16 protein-coding genes and 1 pseudogene are annotated in these 15,068 nt (G+C 77.2%); 12 read left to right on the top strand and 5 right to left on the bottom strand.

Annotation, left to right across the window (positions count from 1 at the left end):
- The first annotated feature begins 173 nt into the window (after positions 1 to 173).
- The 7 genes from mbhE to ITJ85_RS02005 are packed head-to-tail and all read left to right on the top strand — an operon-like array spanning position 174 to position 5,693.
- A complete protein-coding gene (gene mbhE / locus ITJ85_RS02035) occupies positions 174 to 2,366 on the top strand; it encodes a hydrogen gas-evolving membrane-bound hydrogenase subunit E (RefSeq protein ID WP_217914692.1) in 2,193 nt (730 codons plus the stop codon).
- Complete coding sequence (locus ITJ85_RS02030; RefSeq protein WP_217914691.1) at positions 2,363 to 2,800, top strand: MnhB domain-containing protein; 438 nt, start codon at positions 2,363 to 2,365, stop codon at positions 2,798 to 2,800. The genes mbhE and ITJ85_RS02030 overlap by 4 nt, the downstream gene beginning before the upstream one ends.
- Positions 2,797 to 3,195 (top strand): NADH-quinone oxidoreductase subunit K, encoded by a 399-nt coding sequence (locus tag ITJ85_RS02025; RefSeq protein ID WP_217914690.1) that lies wholly within the window; start codon positions 2,797 to 2,799, stop codon positions 3,193 to 3,195. The genes ITJ85_RS02030 and ITJ85_RS02025 overlap by 4 nt, the downstream gene beginning before the upstream one ends.
- Positions 3,192 to 4,562: a complex I subunit 5 family protein gene (locus ITJ85_RS02020; protein ID WP_217914689.1), complete on the top strand. Its 1,371-nt coding sequence runs from the start codon at positions 3,192 to 3,194 to the stop codon at positions 4,560 to 4,562. Before ITJ85_RS02025 ends, ITJ85_RS02020 begins: the two co-directional genes overlap by 4 nt.
- Positions 4,559 to 5,038, top strand: coding sequence for a Na+/H+ antiporter subunit E (locus tag ITJ85_RS02015; RefSeq protein WP_217914688.1), 480 nt, complete (start codon positions 4,559 to 4,561; stop codon positions 5,036 to 5,038). The genes ITJ85_RS02020 and ITJ85_RS02015 overlap by 4 nt, the downstream gene beginning before the upstream one ends.
- Positions 5,038 to 5,304 (top strand): MrpF/PhaF family protein, encoded by a 267-nt coding sequence (locus tag ITJ85_RS02010; protein WP_217914687.1) that lies wholly within the window; start codon positions 5,038 to 5,040, stop codon positions 5,302 to 5,304. The genes ITJ85_RS02015 and ITJ85_RS02010 overlap by 1 nt, the downstream gene beginning before the upstream one ends.
- Complete coding sequence (locus tag ITJ85_RS02005) at positions 5,304 to 5,693, top strand: monovalent cation/H(+) antiporter subunit G (protein WP_217914686.1); 390 nt, start codon at positions 5,304 to 5,306, stop codon at positions 5,691 to 5,693. Before ITJ85_RS02010 ends, ITJ85_RS02005 begins: the two co-directional genes overlap by 1 nt.
- Positions 5,694 to 5,696: 3 nt before the next feature.
- On the opposite strand, the gene ITJ85_RS02000 is transcribed toward ITJ85_RS02005, so the two are convergent.
- On the bottom strand, positions 5,697 to 6,746 hold the full coding sequence (locus tag ITJ85_RS02000) for a S1C family serine protease (RefSeq protein WP_217914685.1): 1,050 nt from the start codon (positions 6,744 to 6,746) through the stop codon (positions 5,697 to 5,699).
- Positions 6,747 to 6,916: 170 nt separating this feature from the next.
- On the opposite strand from ITJ85_RS02000, the gene ITJ85_RS01995 reads away from it, so the two are divergent.
- Positions 6,917 to 8,275, top strand: coding sequence for a hypothetical protein (locus tag ITJ85_RS01995; protein ID WP_217914684.1), 1,359 nt, complete (start codon positions 6,917 to 6,919; stop codon positions 8,273 to 8,275).
- On the opposite strand, the gene ITJ85_RS01990 is transcribed toward ITJ85_RS01995, so the two are convergent.
- The 3 genes and pseudogenes from ITJ85_RS01990 to ITJ85_RS01980 form a co-directional block, all read right to left on the bottom strand.
- Positions 8,244 to 9,368 (bottom strand): LLM class flavin-dependent oxidoreductase, encoded by a 1,125-nt coding sequence (locus tag ITJ85_RS01990; protein ID WP_217914683.1) that lies wholly within the window; start codon positions 9,366 to 9,368, stop codon positions 8,244 to 8,246. The two genes, ITJ85_RS01995 and ITJ85_RS01990, sit on opposite strands and share 32 nt — an antisense overlap.
- Before the next feature lie 44 nt (positions 9,369 to 9,412).
- A pseudogene (locus tag ITJ85_RS01985) lies at positions 9,413 to 9,763 on the bottom strand (MmgE/PrpD family protein); the annotation flags it as partial.
- 110 nt (positions 9,764 to 9,873) lie between these two features.
- Positions 9,874 to 11,271 (bottom strand): hypothetical protein, encoded by a 1,398-nt coding sequence (locus ITJ85_RS01980; RefSeq protein ID WP_217914682.1) that lies wholly within the window; start codon positions 11,269 to 11,271, stop codon positions 9,874 to 9,876.
- 77 nt (positions 11,272 to 11,348) lie between these two features.
- Between ITJ85_RS01980 and ITJ85_RS01975 the strand changes: the two genes are divergently transcribed.
- The 3 genes from ITJ85_RS01975 to ITJ85_RS01965 all read left to right on the top strand — a co-directional run bounded on the left by ITJ85_RS01975 (position 11,349) and on the right by ITJ85_RS01965 (position 13,896).
- Positions 11,349 to 11,834, top strand: a complete 486-nt coding sequence (locus tag ITJ85_RS01975) for a flavin reductase family protein (protein WP_217914681.1) — start codon at positions 11,349 to 11,351, stop codon at positions 11,832 to 11,834.
- A gap of 104 nt (positions 11,835 to 11,938) precedes the next feature.
- Positions 11,939 to 12,484: an MFS transporter gene (locus tag ITJ85_RS01970; RefSeq protein ID WP_217914680.1), complete on the top strand. Its 546-nt coding sequence runs from the start codon at positions 11,939 to 11,941 to the stop codon at positions 12,482 to 12,484.
- Positions 12,385 to 13,896 (top strand): LLM class flavin-dependent oxidoreductase, encoded by a 1,512-nt coding sequence (locus ITJ85_RS01965; protein WP_217914679.1) that lies wholly within the window; start codon positions 12,385 to 12,387, stop codon positions 13,894 to 13,896. The genes ITJ85_RS01970 and ITJ85_RS01965 overlap by 100 nt, the downstream gene beginning before the upstream one ends.
- A 46-nt stretch (positions 13,897 to 13,942) precedes the next feature.
- Here the strand turns inward: ITJ85_RS01965 and ITJ85_RS01960 are convergent, their stop codons facing one another.
- Positions 13,943 to 14,170 carry a hypothetical protein gene (locus tag ITJ85_RS01960; RefSeq protein WP_217914678.1) on the bottom strand — a complete coding sequence of 76 codons (228 nt, stop codon included), beginning with the start codon at positions 14,168 to 14,170 and terminating at the stop codon, positions 13,943 to 13,945.
- Between the two features lie 92 nt (positions 14,171 to 14,262).
- Here ITJ85_RS01960 and ITJ85_RS01955 point away from each other — a divergent pair, with 92 nt between their 5' ends.
- Positions 14,263 to 15,054, top strand: coding sequence for a YqjF family protein (locus tag ITJ85_RS01955; protein WP_217914677.1), 792 nt, complete (start codon positions 14,263 to 14,265; stop codon positions 15,052 to 15,054).
- Positions 15,055 to 15,068 lie beyond the last annotated feature (14 nt).

The following is a 15,068-nucleotide window of genomic DNA, read 5'->3' as shown; positions in this document are numbered from 1 at the left end:
CGCGCCGCCGGCGAGGCGTGCCGGGGGCGGCGGGCGGCCCGCTAGATTTCCGGCATGCCCGCCGGCCACCCACCCCCCAGGACCGCGACCGCCGGCGCCGGGCACCCATCGGCCGGGCGCTGACCCGCGCGCCGGGGGGCGCGCTCGCCTGGGCGGCCGTCGCGAGCGCGGCCGTGGGCTTCGTGGCGTGCGTCGCCGGCCGCATCGCGGGCGGCGGCGCGATCGACGTCGCGTGGGCACCGACCCTGGGGCTGCGCCTCGACCTGGCCTTCGACGGGCTGGCGGCGCTCTACGCGCTGCTCGCGACGGGCATCGGGGCCGTGGTCTTCGCCTACGGCGCCGGCTACCTGCCGCTGCACCTCGCCCACGGCCGCCGCCCCGCGCGCCACGCGCGCCGGTTCTGGCCGTGGATGCTGCTGTTCGCCGCCTCCATGGTGGGGCTCGCCTGCGCGCGCGACCTCGTGCTGATGTTCGTCTTCTTCGACTTGACGGCCATCGCGTCGTACTTCCTGATCGGCTTCGACCGCGACCAGCGCGAGGCGCGCGGCGCGGCGCTGATGGCGATGCTGGTCACGGGCATCAGCGCGGTCGCGATGCTGATCGGCGCGGTGCTGCTCTACGCCGAGCACGGCACGTTCTCGCTGCCCGAGCTGTTCGAGCGGGCGCAGTCCGACGGCACCACCGCCGCGGCGGGCGCCCTGATCGCGGTGGCCGCCCTCGCCAAGAGCGCCCAGGTGCCGCTGCACTTCTGGCTGCCGCGCGCGATGGCGGCGCCCACGCCGGTGTCGGCCTACCTGCACTCGGCCGCGATGGTGGCCGCCGGCGTGCTGGTGATCGGCCGCGTGCACCCGCTGCTGGCCCGCGACGAGCGCGTGCTGGACGCGCTGCTGGCGATCGGGCTCGCGTCGATCGTGATCGGCGGCGTGCTCGCCCTGGCGCAGGACGAGCTCAAGCAGATCCTCGCCCACTCGACGATCTCGCAGTACGGCTACGTGGTGGCGCTCTACGGCATGGCCGGCCCCGAGGGGGCGGGCGCCGCCGCCCTCTACGTGGTCGCCCACGCGATCGCCAAGAGCGCCCTCTTCATGACCGCGGGCACCGTGACGGAGGCGACCGGGGCGTCGCGGCTCTCCGAGCTCGGCGGCCTGGCGCGGCGCATGCCGGTGCTGGCGGCGGCGAGCGGCGCCGCGGCCGCCACCCTCGCCGCGCTGCCGCTGACGCTCGGCTTCTTCAAGGACGAGCTGTTCTTCGCGGCCGCGGTCGAGTCGGGCCCCGCCATCGCGGCGATGGCGGTCCTCGCGGCGGCCCTGACGGTGGCGTACATCGGGCGCTTCTGGCTCGGCCTCTTCGCGGGCGCCCCCGGCGCCGCGCCGCGGCCCGTGCCGCGGCTGCTGGTGTGGCCGATCGCGCTGCTCGCGCTGGTGGCCGTGGCCGGCGGGGTGATCGTGGAGCCGTTCGCGCGGCTCGCGGGGGGCGCCGCCGAGGTGACCCACGCCGGCCCGGTGGCCGTCGACCCCGCCTACCACCTCGACGCGAGCGCCGAGAACCTCATGGCGCTGGCCGCGTACGCGCTCGGGGCGCTCCTGCTGCTGGCGACGGGCGCCCGCACGCGGGTGGCGGCCGCCGTGGGCCGCGCCGGCGACGTGCTCGGCCCGCGCCGGCTGTACGGCTCCGCGCTGCTCGCCATCAACCGCTGGTCCGACGCCCTGCACGGCGCCGAGGTGCGCGACCTGCGCAACAGCATCGCGGCGGTCTTCCTGCCCACCGGCGTGCTGATCGGCATCGCCTTCGCGCTGACGCCGACCGAGGACGTCTACAGCGTGGGCTCGCTCGACTGGGGCGACTCGCCGATGGTCGTGCTGCTCGCGCTGGCGGTCGCCGCCGGCGTGACCGTCGCCCGCGACGGCGGCCGGGTGCGCCCGGTGCTGGCGATCTCCGTGATGGGCTTCGCGCTCGCCGCGGTCTACGCCGTGGTGGGCGCCCCCGACGTGGCGCTGGTGGCCGTGGTGGTCGAGTCGGTGATCACGCTCGCCTTCATCGGCGTCTACTCGCGGCTGCCGGCCGCCGAGTCGGAGGAGGAGGTGCGGCGGCGCCGGCCGGTGCGCCGCTCGCGCAACGCGATCGCCGGCGCGATCGCGGGCGTGGGCGCGTTCGTGGCCATCTGGGCGGCGCTCTCGCGCACCAGCGTCGCCGAGGGCGACGCCGCCAAGCACATCGACGCGACGCCCGCCGCCCACGGCGGCGACGTGGTGACGGTGACGCTCGCCGACTTCCGCGGGCTCGACACCATGGTCGAGATCACGGTGCTCGCGGTGGCGATCGTCGGCGTCGCCAGCCTGCTCCGGCGCGGGGGCAAGGCCTGGTGAACGCGGTCATCGACACCATCGCCCCGCGGCTGCTCGGGCCGGCGCTCATGGTCGCCGCGGCGATCATCGTGAAGGGCTACACCGACGTCGGCGACGGCTTCAGCGCGGGCGTGATCGTCGCCCTCGCCATCGCCTTGCGCTACATCACGCTCGGCCCCGAGCTCACCGAGCGCAGCCTGCCCGTGCTGCGCCACTCGCCCGTCGTGGCGATGACCGGCCTGCTCATCGCGCTCGGCTTCGGCTTCGGCGGCGTCCTGGTGGGCGACCCGCCGTTCACCCACTACCCGCGCCCCGGCGAGGACGTCGTCCACGTGGGGACCCTCGAGCTGCTGACCGCGGTGGGCTTCGACATCGGCCTGTTCATGCTCGTGGCCGGGTCGCTGGTCACGCTCGTCCACCACCTGGCCCGGCTCGTGCAGGAGCCGCCGCCATGACCCTGGTGTTCGCCCTCGCCGCCTCGGCCCTGTTCGGCATCGGCGCCTACCTGGTGCTGAACCGCGACCTGCTGCGGGTCGTGCTGGGCATCGTGATCATCTCCCAGGCGGCCACCCTGACCCTGATCGCGGCGGCCCTGACGCGCGGCGTCGCCCCGATCTACCCGCTGCGCGGCGCGCTGGTGAGCGACCCGCTCAGCCAGGCGATGGCCCTCACCGCGATCGTGATCGGCCTCGCGCTGACGGCGCTGCTGCTCGTGCTGGTGCTGCGGGTGGTGCGGGCCTACCGCGCGAAGGGCCTCGACGACGTCGCCGAGGAGGAGGCCGAGCGCGAGGCCCGGCGCGAGCGCCGCACCGCCCGCGAGCACGAGGACGAGGAGGCCGCGGCCCGGTGAGCGCGCTCGTCGTGGCCCTGGTGGTGCCCTGGGCGGCCGGCGCCGTGCTCTGCCTGCTCGACGGGCGGCGGCGCTGGGTGGGCTGGCTCGCCGTGGCGGCGCTGGTGGTCAACCTCGTCGCGCTGGTGGCCCTCGCCACCTCAGTCCTGCAGGACGGGACCGTGTCCGAGACGACCGGCGACTGGCCCCGGGGCGTCGGCATCACCCTGCGCGCCGACGCGCTCGGCGCCCTCTTCGCCTGCTTCTCGTCGTTCGCCGTGCTCGCCGCCATGGTCCACGAGGTGCTCGACGGCGTGCGCGAGCGCGTCTTCCCGGGGCTCGTGGTGCTGCTGGCGACCGGGCTCACCGGCCTGTTCGTGACCGGCGACCTCTTCAACTTCTACGTCTTCTTCGAGCTCGCGATGACGGCCGCCTACGTGCTGGCGACCTACGGCGGCGGGCGCCGCGAGCTGAGCGCCGCGCTCGTGTTCACCGCCGTGAACCTCATCGGCACGTTCATCTTCCTGCTGTCGGTCGCCGGCGTGTACCACGTCACCGGCAGCCTCGACATGGCCACGATCGCCGAGCGCATGACGTTCGTCGACCCGGCGGTCGCGGTGATGATCGCCATCGGCTTCTTCGCCGCCTTCAGCGTCAAGCTCGGGCTCTTCCCCTTCCACTTCTGGCTGCCGACCGTCTACACCGGGGCCCGCCCCGCCGTGGCCGCGATCCTGAGCGGCGGCCTCGCCAACATCGGCGCCTACGGGCTGCTGCGCTTCGGCGGCGAGCTGCTGCCGCGCGAGCTGGAGTTCGCGTCGGCCGGCCTCATCGCGCTCGGCGCCGCCTCGGTGCTCTACGGCGGCGTGCTGGCGGTGTCGCGGCGCAGCGCCAGCGAGATGCTGGCCTACTCGGCGATCGGCCAGGTGGGCTACGTGCTGATGGCGATCGGCGTGGGCGGGCCGGTCGGCTTCGCCGCGGCGATCCTGTACACCGCCGTCAACGCCGTGAACAAGACCCTGCTCTTCCTGACCGCCCACATGCGCGGCGGCATCGTGGCCGCGGCCTTCCTCGTCGGCGCGCTGAGCGTGGTGGGCATCCCGCCCGCGGCCGGCTTCATCGGCAAGCTGGAGCTGTTCCGCTCCATGGCCGACGACCCCCTGCTGCTCGCGCTCGTCTTCCTCGGGGGAGCCCTGTCGTTCGTCTACGCGCTGCAGGTCTACCAGTTCGACTTCTGGCGGTCGCAGCGCGCCGGCCGGCGCAGCCGCTGGGGCCAGCAGGCCGTGATCGGCGTGCTGGCGCTCGTCGTGCTGGCCGGCGGCGTCTGGCCCGAGCCGCTGCTGTCGCTGAGCCAGGACGCGGCCGCCGCCCTCGGGGGGGCCGGCCCGTGATCGGCGTCCTGGTGCGCGCCGGCGCCCTGACGGCGATCTACCTCCTGGTGCTGACCAGCGTCCAGCCCGGCGACGTGCTCGTGGGCGGCGCGATCGGCCTGCTCATCGCGCTCGCCCTGCGACCGCGCCACGTGCCGCGCACACCCCGCGAGTCGCTCCAGCTCGTGGTGGCGGCGGCCGGGGCCCTGACCCGCACCGCGCGCGAGATGGTCATCGGCTCGTGGCGGGTGGTGCGCTTCTGCCTCGGCCGCCCGGAGGCCCCAGGCTTCGTCGAGGTGCCGCGCGGCGACCGCACCGGCCACGAGCTGGCGATGTGGGGGCTCCTGACGGGCGAGGCCCCCGACGAGGTCGTGGTCGACATCGACCGCGCCCGCGAGGTGATGATCGTGCACCTGACCGACGCGAGCGACCCGGACGGCGTGCGCGAGCGCCACCGGCGCGACCACGAGCGCTGGCGGCGCCGGGTGGCGCGCTGATGCCGCAGCTCGCCCTCGACATCGCCTTCGGCTGGGCCACCCTGCTGCTCGTGGGCGGCGGCCTGCTGCTGCTGCGCGCGCAGGACGCCATGCACCGCATCCTGGCCCTCGAGGTGCTGGTCTCGATCGTGGTCGCCCTGCTGACGATCCTCTCCTACCTGCGCGACGTCTCGTACTACATCGACGCCGCGCTGGCGCTGGCGCTGCTCTCCTTCACGGCCACGCTCGTCGTGGCCCGCTACGCCACCCGTGGGCGGCCGTTCTGATGGAGGCCGTCCTCGACGTCGTCGGTGTGGCCCTGCTGATGCTGGGCCTGCTGCTGGCCACGATCGGCCTCTACGGGCTGCTGCGCATGCCGGAGATCTTCCACCAGGTGCACCCGGCCGGCCTCATCACCGGCCCCGCGCTGGTGCTGATCCTGCTCGCGGCCGTCGCCACCCGGCAGGCCGAGATCATCACCAGCGCCGCCCTCGTGGTGGTGTTCCTGCTCATCACCTCGCCGCTCGCCGCGCACGCCATCGCCCAGGCGGCGAAGCAGCGGCGCGAGCGCCGCCACGAGGAGGAGCGGCTGGAGCGGGTGCGCGACGAGGCGGAGGGGCTCGACGCCGAGCCGCCCGCGGCCGACGAGGAGCAGGAGCGGGACCCGGCCCGCTGAGGGTCACGGGCGGGCCCCGAGGGTCACGGTGACCGCCCGGCGGTCGCCGTCGCGCAGCACCTCCAGCCGCAGCTCGTCGCCGGGCTGGGTGCGGCGCAGCGCGGCGTAGAGGTCCTCGACCTGCCTCACCGGGTCGCCGCCGGCCGACACGATCACGTCGCCGGGCCGAACGCCGGCCTCGGCCGCCGGGCCGCCGTCGACCACCGACAGCACGGCCGCGCCCTGGTCGGTGGACCCGAGCTCGGCCTGCACGGGGCCGGGCACGAGCCCGAGGTAGCTGCGCTGCACCCGGCCGCTGTCGAGCAGCTGGGTCACGACGGAGTCGACCTCGGACGCCGGGATCGCGAACCCGATCGAGACCGCCCGCGCCTGCGGCGGGATGTAGGCGACGTTGATGCCGATGATGCGGCCCCGGCCATCGACCAGCGCGCCGCCGGAGTTGCCGGGCGAGATCGCCGCGTCGGTCTGCACCAGGTCGACGAGCGCCGGCGTGCGGCCGCCCGAGGGGATGGAGCGGTGCAGGCCCGAGACGATCCCGGCGGTGACCGTGCTCTCGAAGCCGAGCGGGTTGCCGATCGCGATGGCGAGCTCGCCCACGCGCGGAGCGTCGGTCCTCAGCTCGGCGACCGGCAGGTCGTCGCGGTCCACCCGCACGACGGCGAGGTCGCCGCGCTCGTCGGACGCCTCCACCCGGCCCGTCAGGCGCTCGCCGGAGCGCAGCGCCACCGTCACGCGCGAGGCGCCCGCCACCACGTGGGCGTTGGTCACGATGACCCCGCCCTCGCGGATCACGACGCCGCTGCCCTCGCCCTCGCCCTGCCCGGTCCGCACCAGGATCGCGACGACCGACGGCGCCACGCGGTCCACGATGGCCGGGATGTCGGCCACCGTCGCCCCCGTGGCCGGCGCGCCGCCGGCCGGGGCGGGCGCCGTCGCGGTGGCGGGGGCCGTCGCCGCGGCCGGGGCGGACGCGGTCGCCGGCGACGAGCCGGCCGCCTCGTCGTCGCCGTCGCCGCCGTCGCCCCCGCAGCCGGCGAGCGCGAGCACGAGCACGGCGAGGAGCGCCGCCGCGGCGGCGCGCAGCCGGTGGTGCCTGAGTGCCTTCGTCGTCCCGTCCCCCGTCGACGTTTCGCCCGCAGCGGTCGCGCGCAGGATAGCGGGTCGAGGCCCGGCGACGGAGGGAGGGCGAGCTGACGGGGACGGCGCCCATCCGCCGGCTGGCGGTGCTCGGCGCGACCGGCGACCTCACCGGGCGCTACCTGCTCCCCGCCCTCGCCGCGCTCGCGGCGGCCGGCCGGCTGCCGGAGGGCATGCGGGTGGTCGGCGCCGGCCGCCGGGACATGGGCGACGCGGCGTTCCGCGACGCCGCGGCGCGCGACCTCGACGAGCACGCCGCCGACGTGCCCCGGGCGGCGCGGCGCCGGGTGCTCGACGCCCTGGGCTACCGCCCCTTCGACGCGCGCGACCCCGCCTCGGTCGCCGCGGCCGTCGAGGGCGAGGGCCCCGTGGCCGCCTACATCGCGCTGCCGCCCGCGCTCGCGGCGCCGGCCGTGGGGGCTCTGGCTGCCGCCGGGCTGCCGCGGGGCAGCCGGATCGCGGTCGAGAAGCCGTTCGGCGAGGACCTGGAGGGCGCGCGTGAGCTCAACCGCCTGCTGGCCGGCGCCGCCCGCGAGCTCGGCGAGCACGCCGCCTTCCGGGTCGACCACTTCCTGGGGCTCGCCCCCGTCGCGAACATCCTCGGGCTGCGCCTGGCCAACCCACCGCTCGAGGCCGCGTGGCGCGGCGCGCACATCGCCGCGATCGAGATCGTCTGGGAGGAGACCCTCGGCCTGGAGGGCCGGGCGGCCTACTACGACCGCGCCGGCCAGCTGCGCGACATGGTGCAGAACCACCTCATGCAGGTGCTCTGCCTGCTCGCGATGGAGCCGCCGGCCGACCTGGGGCAGCAGGCCCTCCGCGACGCGAAGGTGGCGCTGCTGCGCTCGGTGCGCCCGCCGCAGCCGGACGCCATGGCCGACCGCACCCGGCGGGCCCGGTACGACGGCTACGCGCGGGAGGAGGGCGTCGACCCGGGCCGCGGCACGGAGACCTTCGCGGAGGTGGTGCTCGCGCTGGACGGCGCGCGGTGGGGCGGGACGCCGGTCAGGATCCGCACCGGCAAGGCGCTCGCGCGCGACCGGATGGAGGCCGTCGTGCGCTTCGCCCCCGCCGCCGGCGGCCCGTTCGCCGGCGCCGCCGGCGAGCTGCGGATCGGGCTCGGCGAGCCGGCCGAGGTCGGCATGGTGCTCGTCGGCGCCACCCCCGGGCCGCACCCCGAGCCGGCGCCGATGGCGCTGGCGGCGCCCGTGCCGCCCAGCCCGCTGCCGGAGTACGCGCGCGTGCTGCTCGACCTGCTCGAGGGGCGCAGCGCCCTCTCGGTGCGCGGCGACGAGGCCGAGGAGGCCTGGCGCATCGTCTCGCCGGTGCTCGACGCGTGGGCGGCCGGCGCGGTGCCGCTCGAGGGGTACCGGCCGGGCTCGGAGGGGCCGCCGCCGCTCGCGACGGGCGCGCTCAGCCCCCGGCGGCGCGCAGGCCGGCGATGATCGCCCCCAGGCGCTCGGGCGCCGACGCGGCGAGGGCCGGGTCGCCGAGCGCCGCGACGTCGACGAGGTCGACGTGCTCCATCCCCGCCGCGCGGAAGCGCCCGAGGCGCTCCACCACGTCGTCGGGCGTGCCCCACATGTAGTGGCGGCGCATCACCTCGCCCGGCACGGCGGCCGCTGCGGCGAGCGCCTGCTCGCGGGTGAGGTCGGTCGGCACGAAGTCGAGCAGCCCCCAGCGGCTGGCCAGCGGGTGCTCGGCGCCGGCCCGCTCGTACTCCTCGGCCGGCGCGGTGAGCGCCACCAGGCGCAGCAGCAGCGACTCGTCGAGCAGGCGCTCGGCGGCCTCGCGGGTGTCGGCGACCACCAGCCAGGCGTAGAGCCCGGCCACCACGGCGTCCTCCGGGCGGCCCGCGGCGGCGCCCGCCGCGCGCAGCGCGGCCAGCGAGGCAGCGTACTCGGCCGGGTCGAGGATCAGCGGCAGCCAGCCGTCGGCGAGCCGCCCGGCGGCGCGGAGCACGCGCGGCCGGTGGGCGGCCATCCACAGCGGCGGCGGCCGGTCGCCGTACGGCTCCGCGCCGAGGATCGCGCCCCGCAGCCGGAAGTGGTCGCCGTCGAAGTCGACCGGCTCGGTCGTGGCCCACAGCGCCCGGATCACCTCGACGGCCTCGATCAGCCGCGAGGCGGTGCGCTCGTACGCCATCCCGAAGGGCACGATGTTCTCGGCCTCGCCGACGCCGATGCCGAGGATCGCCCGGCCCCGCGTGACGTGGTCGAGGGTGAGGAAGGTCTGCGCCAGCACGGCCGGGTGGCGCCGCACGGCGTCGGTCACGCCGGTGCCGAAGCGGATGCGCCCGGTGCCCTGCGCGGCCGCCGCCATGAGCGGCACCGGGTCGAGGAAGACGTGCGGGGTGCGCGACGCGGCGGCGTGCGGCACGAGGTCGGGCGTCCACACCCCGGGCGGGAACCAGTGCAGGAAGTGGTCGGAGTACCAGACCACGTCCACGCCGCCGGCCTCGAGCGCCGCTGCCTGCCGCAGCACGGCGTCCACGGGCGGCCGGGTGATCCCGAGCGCCCCGATCGTCAGCGGCCTCACCCGGTCGACGCTACACCTCGCGGGACCGGCGCGGTCAGGAGGGCGGCTCGCCGGATCGTCGGCGCCGGCAGCCCCAGCGCCGTGCCGATCGCGGCGGCCACCGACGGGCCGAGGTGCGCGATGTCGTCGATGCGGTGCTCGTGCAGGCAGACGCCGCGCACCAGCGCGGTCTGCACCTCGTAGCCCGTCGCGGCGCCGCGCGCGAGCGCCGCGCCGTCGAGGCCGCAGGCCTGGGCGACGGCGGCGACCGGCGGGATGTTGTCGCCGGGGTGCGCGTAGTCGGCGGCGAGGAGGGTGTCGTGCATGTCGAGCTCGCGCACCGCCACGCCGTTGGCCCACGCGGCCCACTCGGCCGAGACCCGCACCGCCGGCGCGAGCCCGTTCACCGCCGCCCCCGGCGCGCGCCGCCCGCTCCGCCGACCGGTGTGTCCGCACCCCGTGCACCCGCATCCGTTCCCTCCCGAGGTCGCCCGCCCCCCTCGCCACAGGGACCGGGCCGAACCTCCTAGAGGCGGACGGCCGAGCCGTCGGGGCGGTACGTCGGCGTGTCGCGCGCCTGGCGGATCAGCCGGAGCGCCATCGGCCGGTGGAACGCCGCCGGCGCCTCGGTGCCGGCGTACTCGGGGCGTCCGGCCAGCGCGGTGATGCGCCGGCGGGCCTCCTCGCGGTAGCCCAGCGAGGCCAGCGCCGCGGCGTGCTGCAGCGACAGCGACAGCAGCAGCCAGCTGTCGTCGAGCGACCACGCCCACGCGAGCAGGCGGCCGTAGACCTCGTCCACCCCCGCCCCGCCGAGCTCCTCGAGCGTCGCCGGCATGCGCGCCACGTCGTCCGCGCGCAGCCCGTCCGGGAACTCGAAGACGTAGGTGGTGCCCTCGTACGCGACCAGCCGGGCCCGGTCGAGCATGAGCCCCATCGCCGCGGACACCCAGAAGCAGGTGTGCCAGCCGAAGTCCTGCAGGGCCAGCAGGAAGCCGGGCCCGGTGGCGGGCGCCATGCGCTCCAGGAACCAGCGGGTGCCGAACCAGCTCTTGCAGGCGTCGACGAAGGCGATCTCGTAGCGCGCGCCCGGCGGGGGCGCCCACAGCCCCGGCAGCCGGCCCACGTCCTCCGGCGCGTCCGGCAGCGCCGAGCGGTGGATGTCGAGCAGCGGGGAGTAGTCCTGGCCCGCGTGCAGCTCGCGCACGAGCGGCTCGAAGTCGCCCTCGGCGCGCAGGATCGCCAGCGCGCCCGGCGTGGCGAGCCCCTGCGCCACCAGGCCATCGAGCTGCCCGGCCGGCACGAGCGCCGACAGGTCGGCGTCGCCGCCGTCCTGCGCCACGTCGGTGCGGAACCAGTCGTGGGTGTGCAGGCGCGGGCCGTCGGCCCGGCGCGGGTTGGCCAGCATGCCGAGGCACGCCGCCCGCGTCGTGCCGCCGAGCAGCGGCCCGTTCTCGAAGACGTCGGCGGCCCCCGACCACAGCAGCGCCATCGTGTTGTGGTAGAGCCAGCGCTCGCGGGGGGTCGTGGCCGAGGGGATGCGGTCGATGCGCGCCGACAGGCGCTCGTCGCCGGGCGGCGGGCTGCCGAGCAGATGGCCCAGCAGCTTCGGCGACAGCGCCGGCCCGAGCGAGCCCGCCCGCAGGGCCGCCACGTCGAGCGGCCCGGGCCCGAGCGCCTCGAGGTTCTCGCGCACGTCGGGGTCGCCGGGCGCGATCTCCTCGGCCGCGCGCAGCACCGCCCGCGCGGCGTCGAAGCGGCCGGCGCCGGCTGCGATCACCGCGAGGTCGTTGAGGTCCGTGGCGGCGACCGTCTCGCGCACCGCCTCGCGCATCGCGGCCAGGGCGAGCTCGTGGCGGCCGGCCGCGTGGTGCTCCCGGGCGATCAGGCGGCGGTCGTCGGGCGCGGGCGGCGCGTCGTGCGGCATGGGTCCTCCTTCGGCCCCGCGGGTCGCGTCTTGACCGGCGGGCGCACGCCGGCCGCCCGGCGTGCGACGATCACCGCGTGGGCGCGCCCGTGGTGCACTGGCTGGTGAGCCGGCTCGACTACCCGATGTTCATCGTGACGGTGCGCGGGCGCAGCGAGCCCGCCGGGTGCCTCGTGGGCTTCACCACCCAGTGCAGCATCCACCCGCCGCGGTTCCTCGTCTGCATCTCGGAGCGCAACCACACCTTCGCCGTCGCCCGCGAGGCCGAGGTGATGGTCGTGCACATGGTCCCCGAGCACGCGACCGCGCTCGCGGAGCTGTTCGGGTCGGAGACGGGCGACGAGGTCGACAAGTTCGCGCGCTGCCGCTGGACGCCGGGGCCGATGGGCACGCCGGTGCTCGACGACCTCGGCAACTGGTTCGCCGGCCGCATCATCGAGCGGCTGCCCGCCGGCGACCACACCGCCTACGTGCTCGAGCCCGTCGCCGTCGGCGAGGAGGACCCGGGGCGGCCGTTCACCTTCCACCGCGCCAGGCGCATCCAGCCCGGCCATCCGCCCTGAGCGGCGGTACGCTCGGGCCCATGCGCCACCGCTGATCCCCGCACCCGCCCGACGCGCGACGGCGCGCCCGGCGAGCCGTGTGCCGGGCCGCGCTCGCGGAGGCGGTGCCGCGCTCCCCGCGCTCCGCGCCGCTGTTCGCCGGCGCGGGGCTCACGGACGCGGCGATCTCGCTGCGGCTCGGTGCGTGGTCGCTCGTGGGCCTGGTCGCCGAGGTCCCGGCCGGCGCCTGGACCGACCGCCACTCGCGGCGCGCGGCGCTCGTGCTGGCCGGCGCGCTGCAGGCGGCCGGCCACGCGGCCCGGATGATCGCGCCCGGGCTGCCGGGGTTCGTTGCGGGCCTCGTCCCGTGGGGCGCCGGCGGCGCCCTGGCATCGGGGAGCTTCGAGGCGCTGCGCTACGAGGGGCTCGCCGCCGCCGGCGCGCAGGGCCGGTACGCCGCCGTGGCCGGCCGCGCGCAGGCGGCCGCGTTCGCCGTGCAGCCGCCGGTGGGCCGGGCGCCGCGAGCGCGCGCCGCGCGGCCGGCGGCTACCCCCTGGCCGGCTGGGCCAGCGTGGCGGTGTGCCTGGCGGCCGCCGGCCGCGCGGCGCGGCGGCCGCTCGCCGCCGGGTCGCGCGCCGTGCTCGCCGCGCTGGCGGCGCTCGCCGGCCTGACGGCGCTCGACGCCTTCGAGGAGTACCCCCCGCTGATGGCGACCGCGTGGGGCGCGCCGGCGACCGCCGGGCCGCTCGCGACGCTCGCCGGCGCGCTCGCGCTGGCGAGCGCCGGCCTGGCCGCGCACCCCGCGGCCCTGGCCGCGGTGGCGCCCTCTTCCGGCCCCTCGCGCGCGACCGTCACCTCCCTGGCGGGCGTCGCGTCCGAGGTGGCCGCGCTCGCGGTGGCGGGCGCCTGGGCGGCCGGCGGCCTGCCAGCGGCCGCCGCGGGCCTGATGATTGGCGCGGCCGGGGGCGGGTACCCGGCGGTCGTCCGCTCCAGCGCGCGCGGCGCCGCCGCGGCGCGCCCGAGAGGGGAGGTCGGGGTGTCGGTGATCGAGTCGGTGCGCGGCGTGCTGTGGGCGCGGCGGCGCCAGCCGGACGACGTGGCGTACCTGATGGCGGCGGCCCACGAGCGCTTCGCGCCGGCCGAGCTGGTCGCCCAGGCCCAGGCGGCCGAGGCCGCGGGCTTCGACGGCGTGTGCTGCAGCGACCACACCGCGCCGTGGTGGGCGCCCGACGCGGCGCCGGCGGCGTGCGGCAACGCCTGGGTGTGGCTCGGCGCCGTCGGCCAGGCGACGTCGGAGATCTCGATCGGCACCGCCGTCACCGCGCTGGTGCACCGCTACAACCCGCTCGTGGTGGCCCAGCAGCTGGCGACGCTCGAGGAGATGTTCCCGGGCCGCGCCTTCCTCGGGGTCGGCTCCGGCGAGGCGATGAACGAGGTGCCGGCGGGCATGCGCTGGCCCGGCACCGGCGAGCAGCTCGCCCGCACGGAGGAGGCGCTCACCATCATCACGCGCCTGCTCGACGGCGAGACGGTCGACTTCGAGGGGCGCTTCTTCCGCGCCCACCGCGCGCGCCTCTATCTGCGCACGCCCCGGCGGCCCCCCGTCTACATGTCGGCCTTCCACGAGGGCGCGGCCGAGGTGGCGGGCCGCCTCGCCGACGGCCTGTGGACGCTCGGCGACCCGCAGACGGCCCCCGGGATGATCGCGGCCCACCGGCGCGCCGCCGAGGCGGCCGGCCGCGAGCCGGCCGAGATCATCCTCCAGACGCTGGCCTCGTTCGGCGCCACCGACGAGGAGGCCCTGGAGTCGAGCCGCGAGTGGAAGGGCACGCTCGTGGACGAGGCCTACACCGACGACCTCCCCGACCCGGCGCGGATCGGGGCCGCGGGCGCGCGGATCTCCGACGCGAAGTACACCGCGATGTCGATCGTGTCGGCCGACCCGGCCGTGCACGCGCGCAAGCTCAAGCTGCTGCGCGGCATGGGGGCCACGGCGATCGTGGTGATGAACGTGTCGGGCGCCGACCCGCTCGGCCTGATCCGCGCCTACGGCGAGTCGGTGCTCCCCGAGCTGCGCTCGTAGCGGGGCCCGGCTCCCGCCCCGGGTCGGGGCGGGAGCCGGCGGCGCGTCACCCGAGGCGGCTCTTCAGCAGCTGCTTGCCGAGCTCGCCGCCCTTGCGGCTCTCGGCCTGGGCGCGGCGGAAGAGGTCCGCCAGCTCGGAGTCGCCGGCCCGCTCGGCGTCCTGGATGTACTGCTCCAGGCGCAGCGCGTTGGAGAGGCACTGCTCGGTGAACCAGACGAGGTTGTAGTCCTTGTCCGGCGTCCCGGTGACACCGCCCGTCTCGCCTGTCGACATCGCGTCCTCCTGGGATCGGGGTCGCCCACGGGTACCCGGATGCCCGTGCCGCCAACCGGTTCGGCGCGCGCCGTTGCGGGAAGGAGCGGGGTGTGAACGGCCCCCTGGACACCGCGCGCGGCGCCCTCGCGATGGGGCGCGAGCAGCCGCGCGTGCTCCGGCAGGCCGCCCACCGCCCCTGGCCGCTCCCGCGGGGGCCGTGGGTGCTCGCCCAGACGTGGCTCGACACGGCGTTCCTCCACTGGCCGGTCGATCCGGAGCGCCTGCGCCCGGCGCTGCCGCCCGGCCTGACGCTCGAGACCTGGCGCGACGCGGCGTGGGTGACGGTGACGCCGCTCGCCATCCGGGCGTCGCGGCCGCGCCTGGTGCCGCCGCTGCTGCCGTCGTCCGCCTTCCCGGAGCTCAACCTGCGCACCTACGCGCGCGTCGGCGACCGCCCCGGCATCTGGTTCGTCAGCCTCGACGCCGGGAGCCCCGCCTCGGTCGCCGCGGCCCGCACCCTCTTCCACCTCCCCTACTTCACCGCCCGCATCGCCCTGGGCCGCGCCGGCGACGAGGCCCGCGTGCGCGCCCGCCGCGCGGCACGGCCGTGGGTCGCGTTCTCCGCGCGCGCGCGGGCCGACGGCCCGGCCGCGCCACCCGCGCCCGGCTCGCTCGACGAGTGGCTGCTGGAGCGGTACTGCTGCTACGGCGCCGACCGGCGCGGCGGCGTCTGGCGCACCGACATCCACCATCCGCCGTGGCCGGCCCGCCCCGCCACCGCGGTGGTCGAGCACGACACGCTGACCCCGCCGCTCGGCGTGGCGGGGCCGCCCGCGCTGGCGCACCTGGCCGACCGGCAGGACGTGCTGTTCTGGCCGCCGCGCCGCGCCGGGCACCGCTGAGCCGCCGGCGCCGC

The sequence above is a fragment of the Miltoncostaea marina genome, assembly GCF_018141525.1.
GTDB lineage: Bacteria > Actinomycetota > Thermoleophilia > Miltoncostaeales > Miltoncostaeaceae > Miltoncostaea > Miltoncostaea marina.
Note: the sequence above shows the minus strand (reverse complement) of the source record. Positions and strands in the feature narration are given on the sequence as shown.

Bases quoted from the DNA above. Each gene is read 5' to 3' on its own strand.
- ITJ85_RS02025 (WP_217914690.1), top strand. From the start codon at position 2,797: ATGACCCTGGTGTTCGCCCTCGCCGCCTCGGCCCTGTTCGGCATCGGC.
- ITJ85_RS02010 (WP_217914687.1), top strand. From the start codon at position 5,038: ATGCCGCAGCTCGCCCTCGACATCGCCTTCGGCTGGGCCACCCTGCTG.
- ITJ85_RS02005 (WP_217914686.1), top strand. From the start codon at position 5,304: ATGGAGGCCGTCCTCGACGTCGTCGGTGTGGCCCTGCTGATGCTGGGC.
- ITJ85_RS01980 (WP_217914682.1), bottom strand. From the start codon at position 11,271: ATGCCGCACGACGCGCCGCCCGCGCCCGACGACCGCCGCCTGATCGCC.
- ITJ85_RS01960 (WP_217914678.1), bottom strand. From the start codon at position 14,170: ATGTCGACAGGCGAGACGGGCGGTGTCACCGGGACGCCGGACAAGGAC.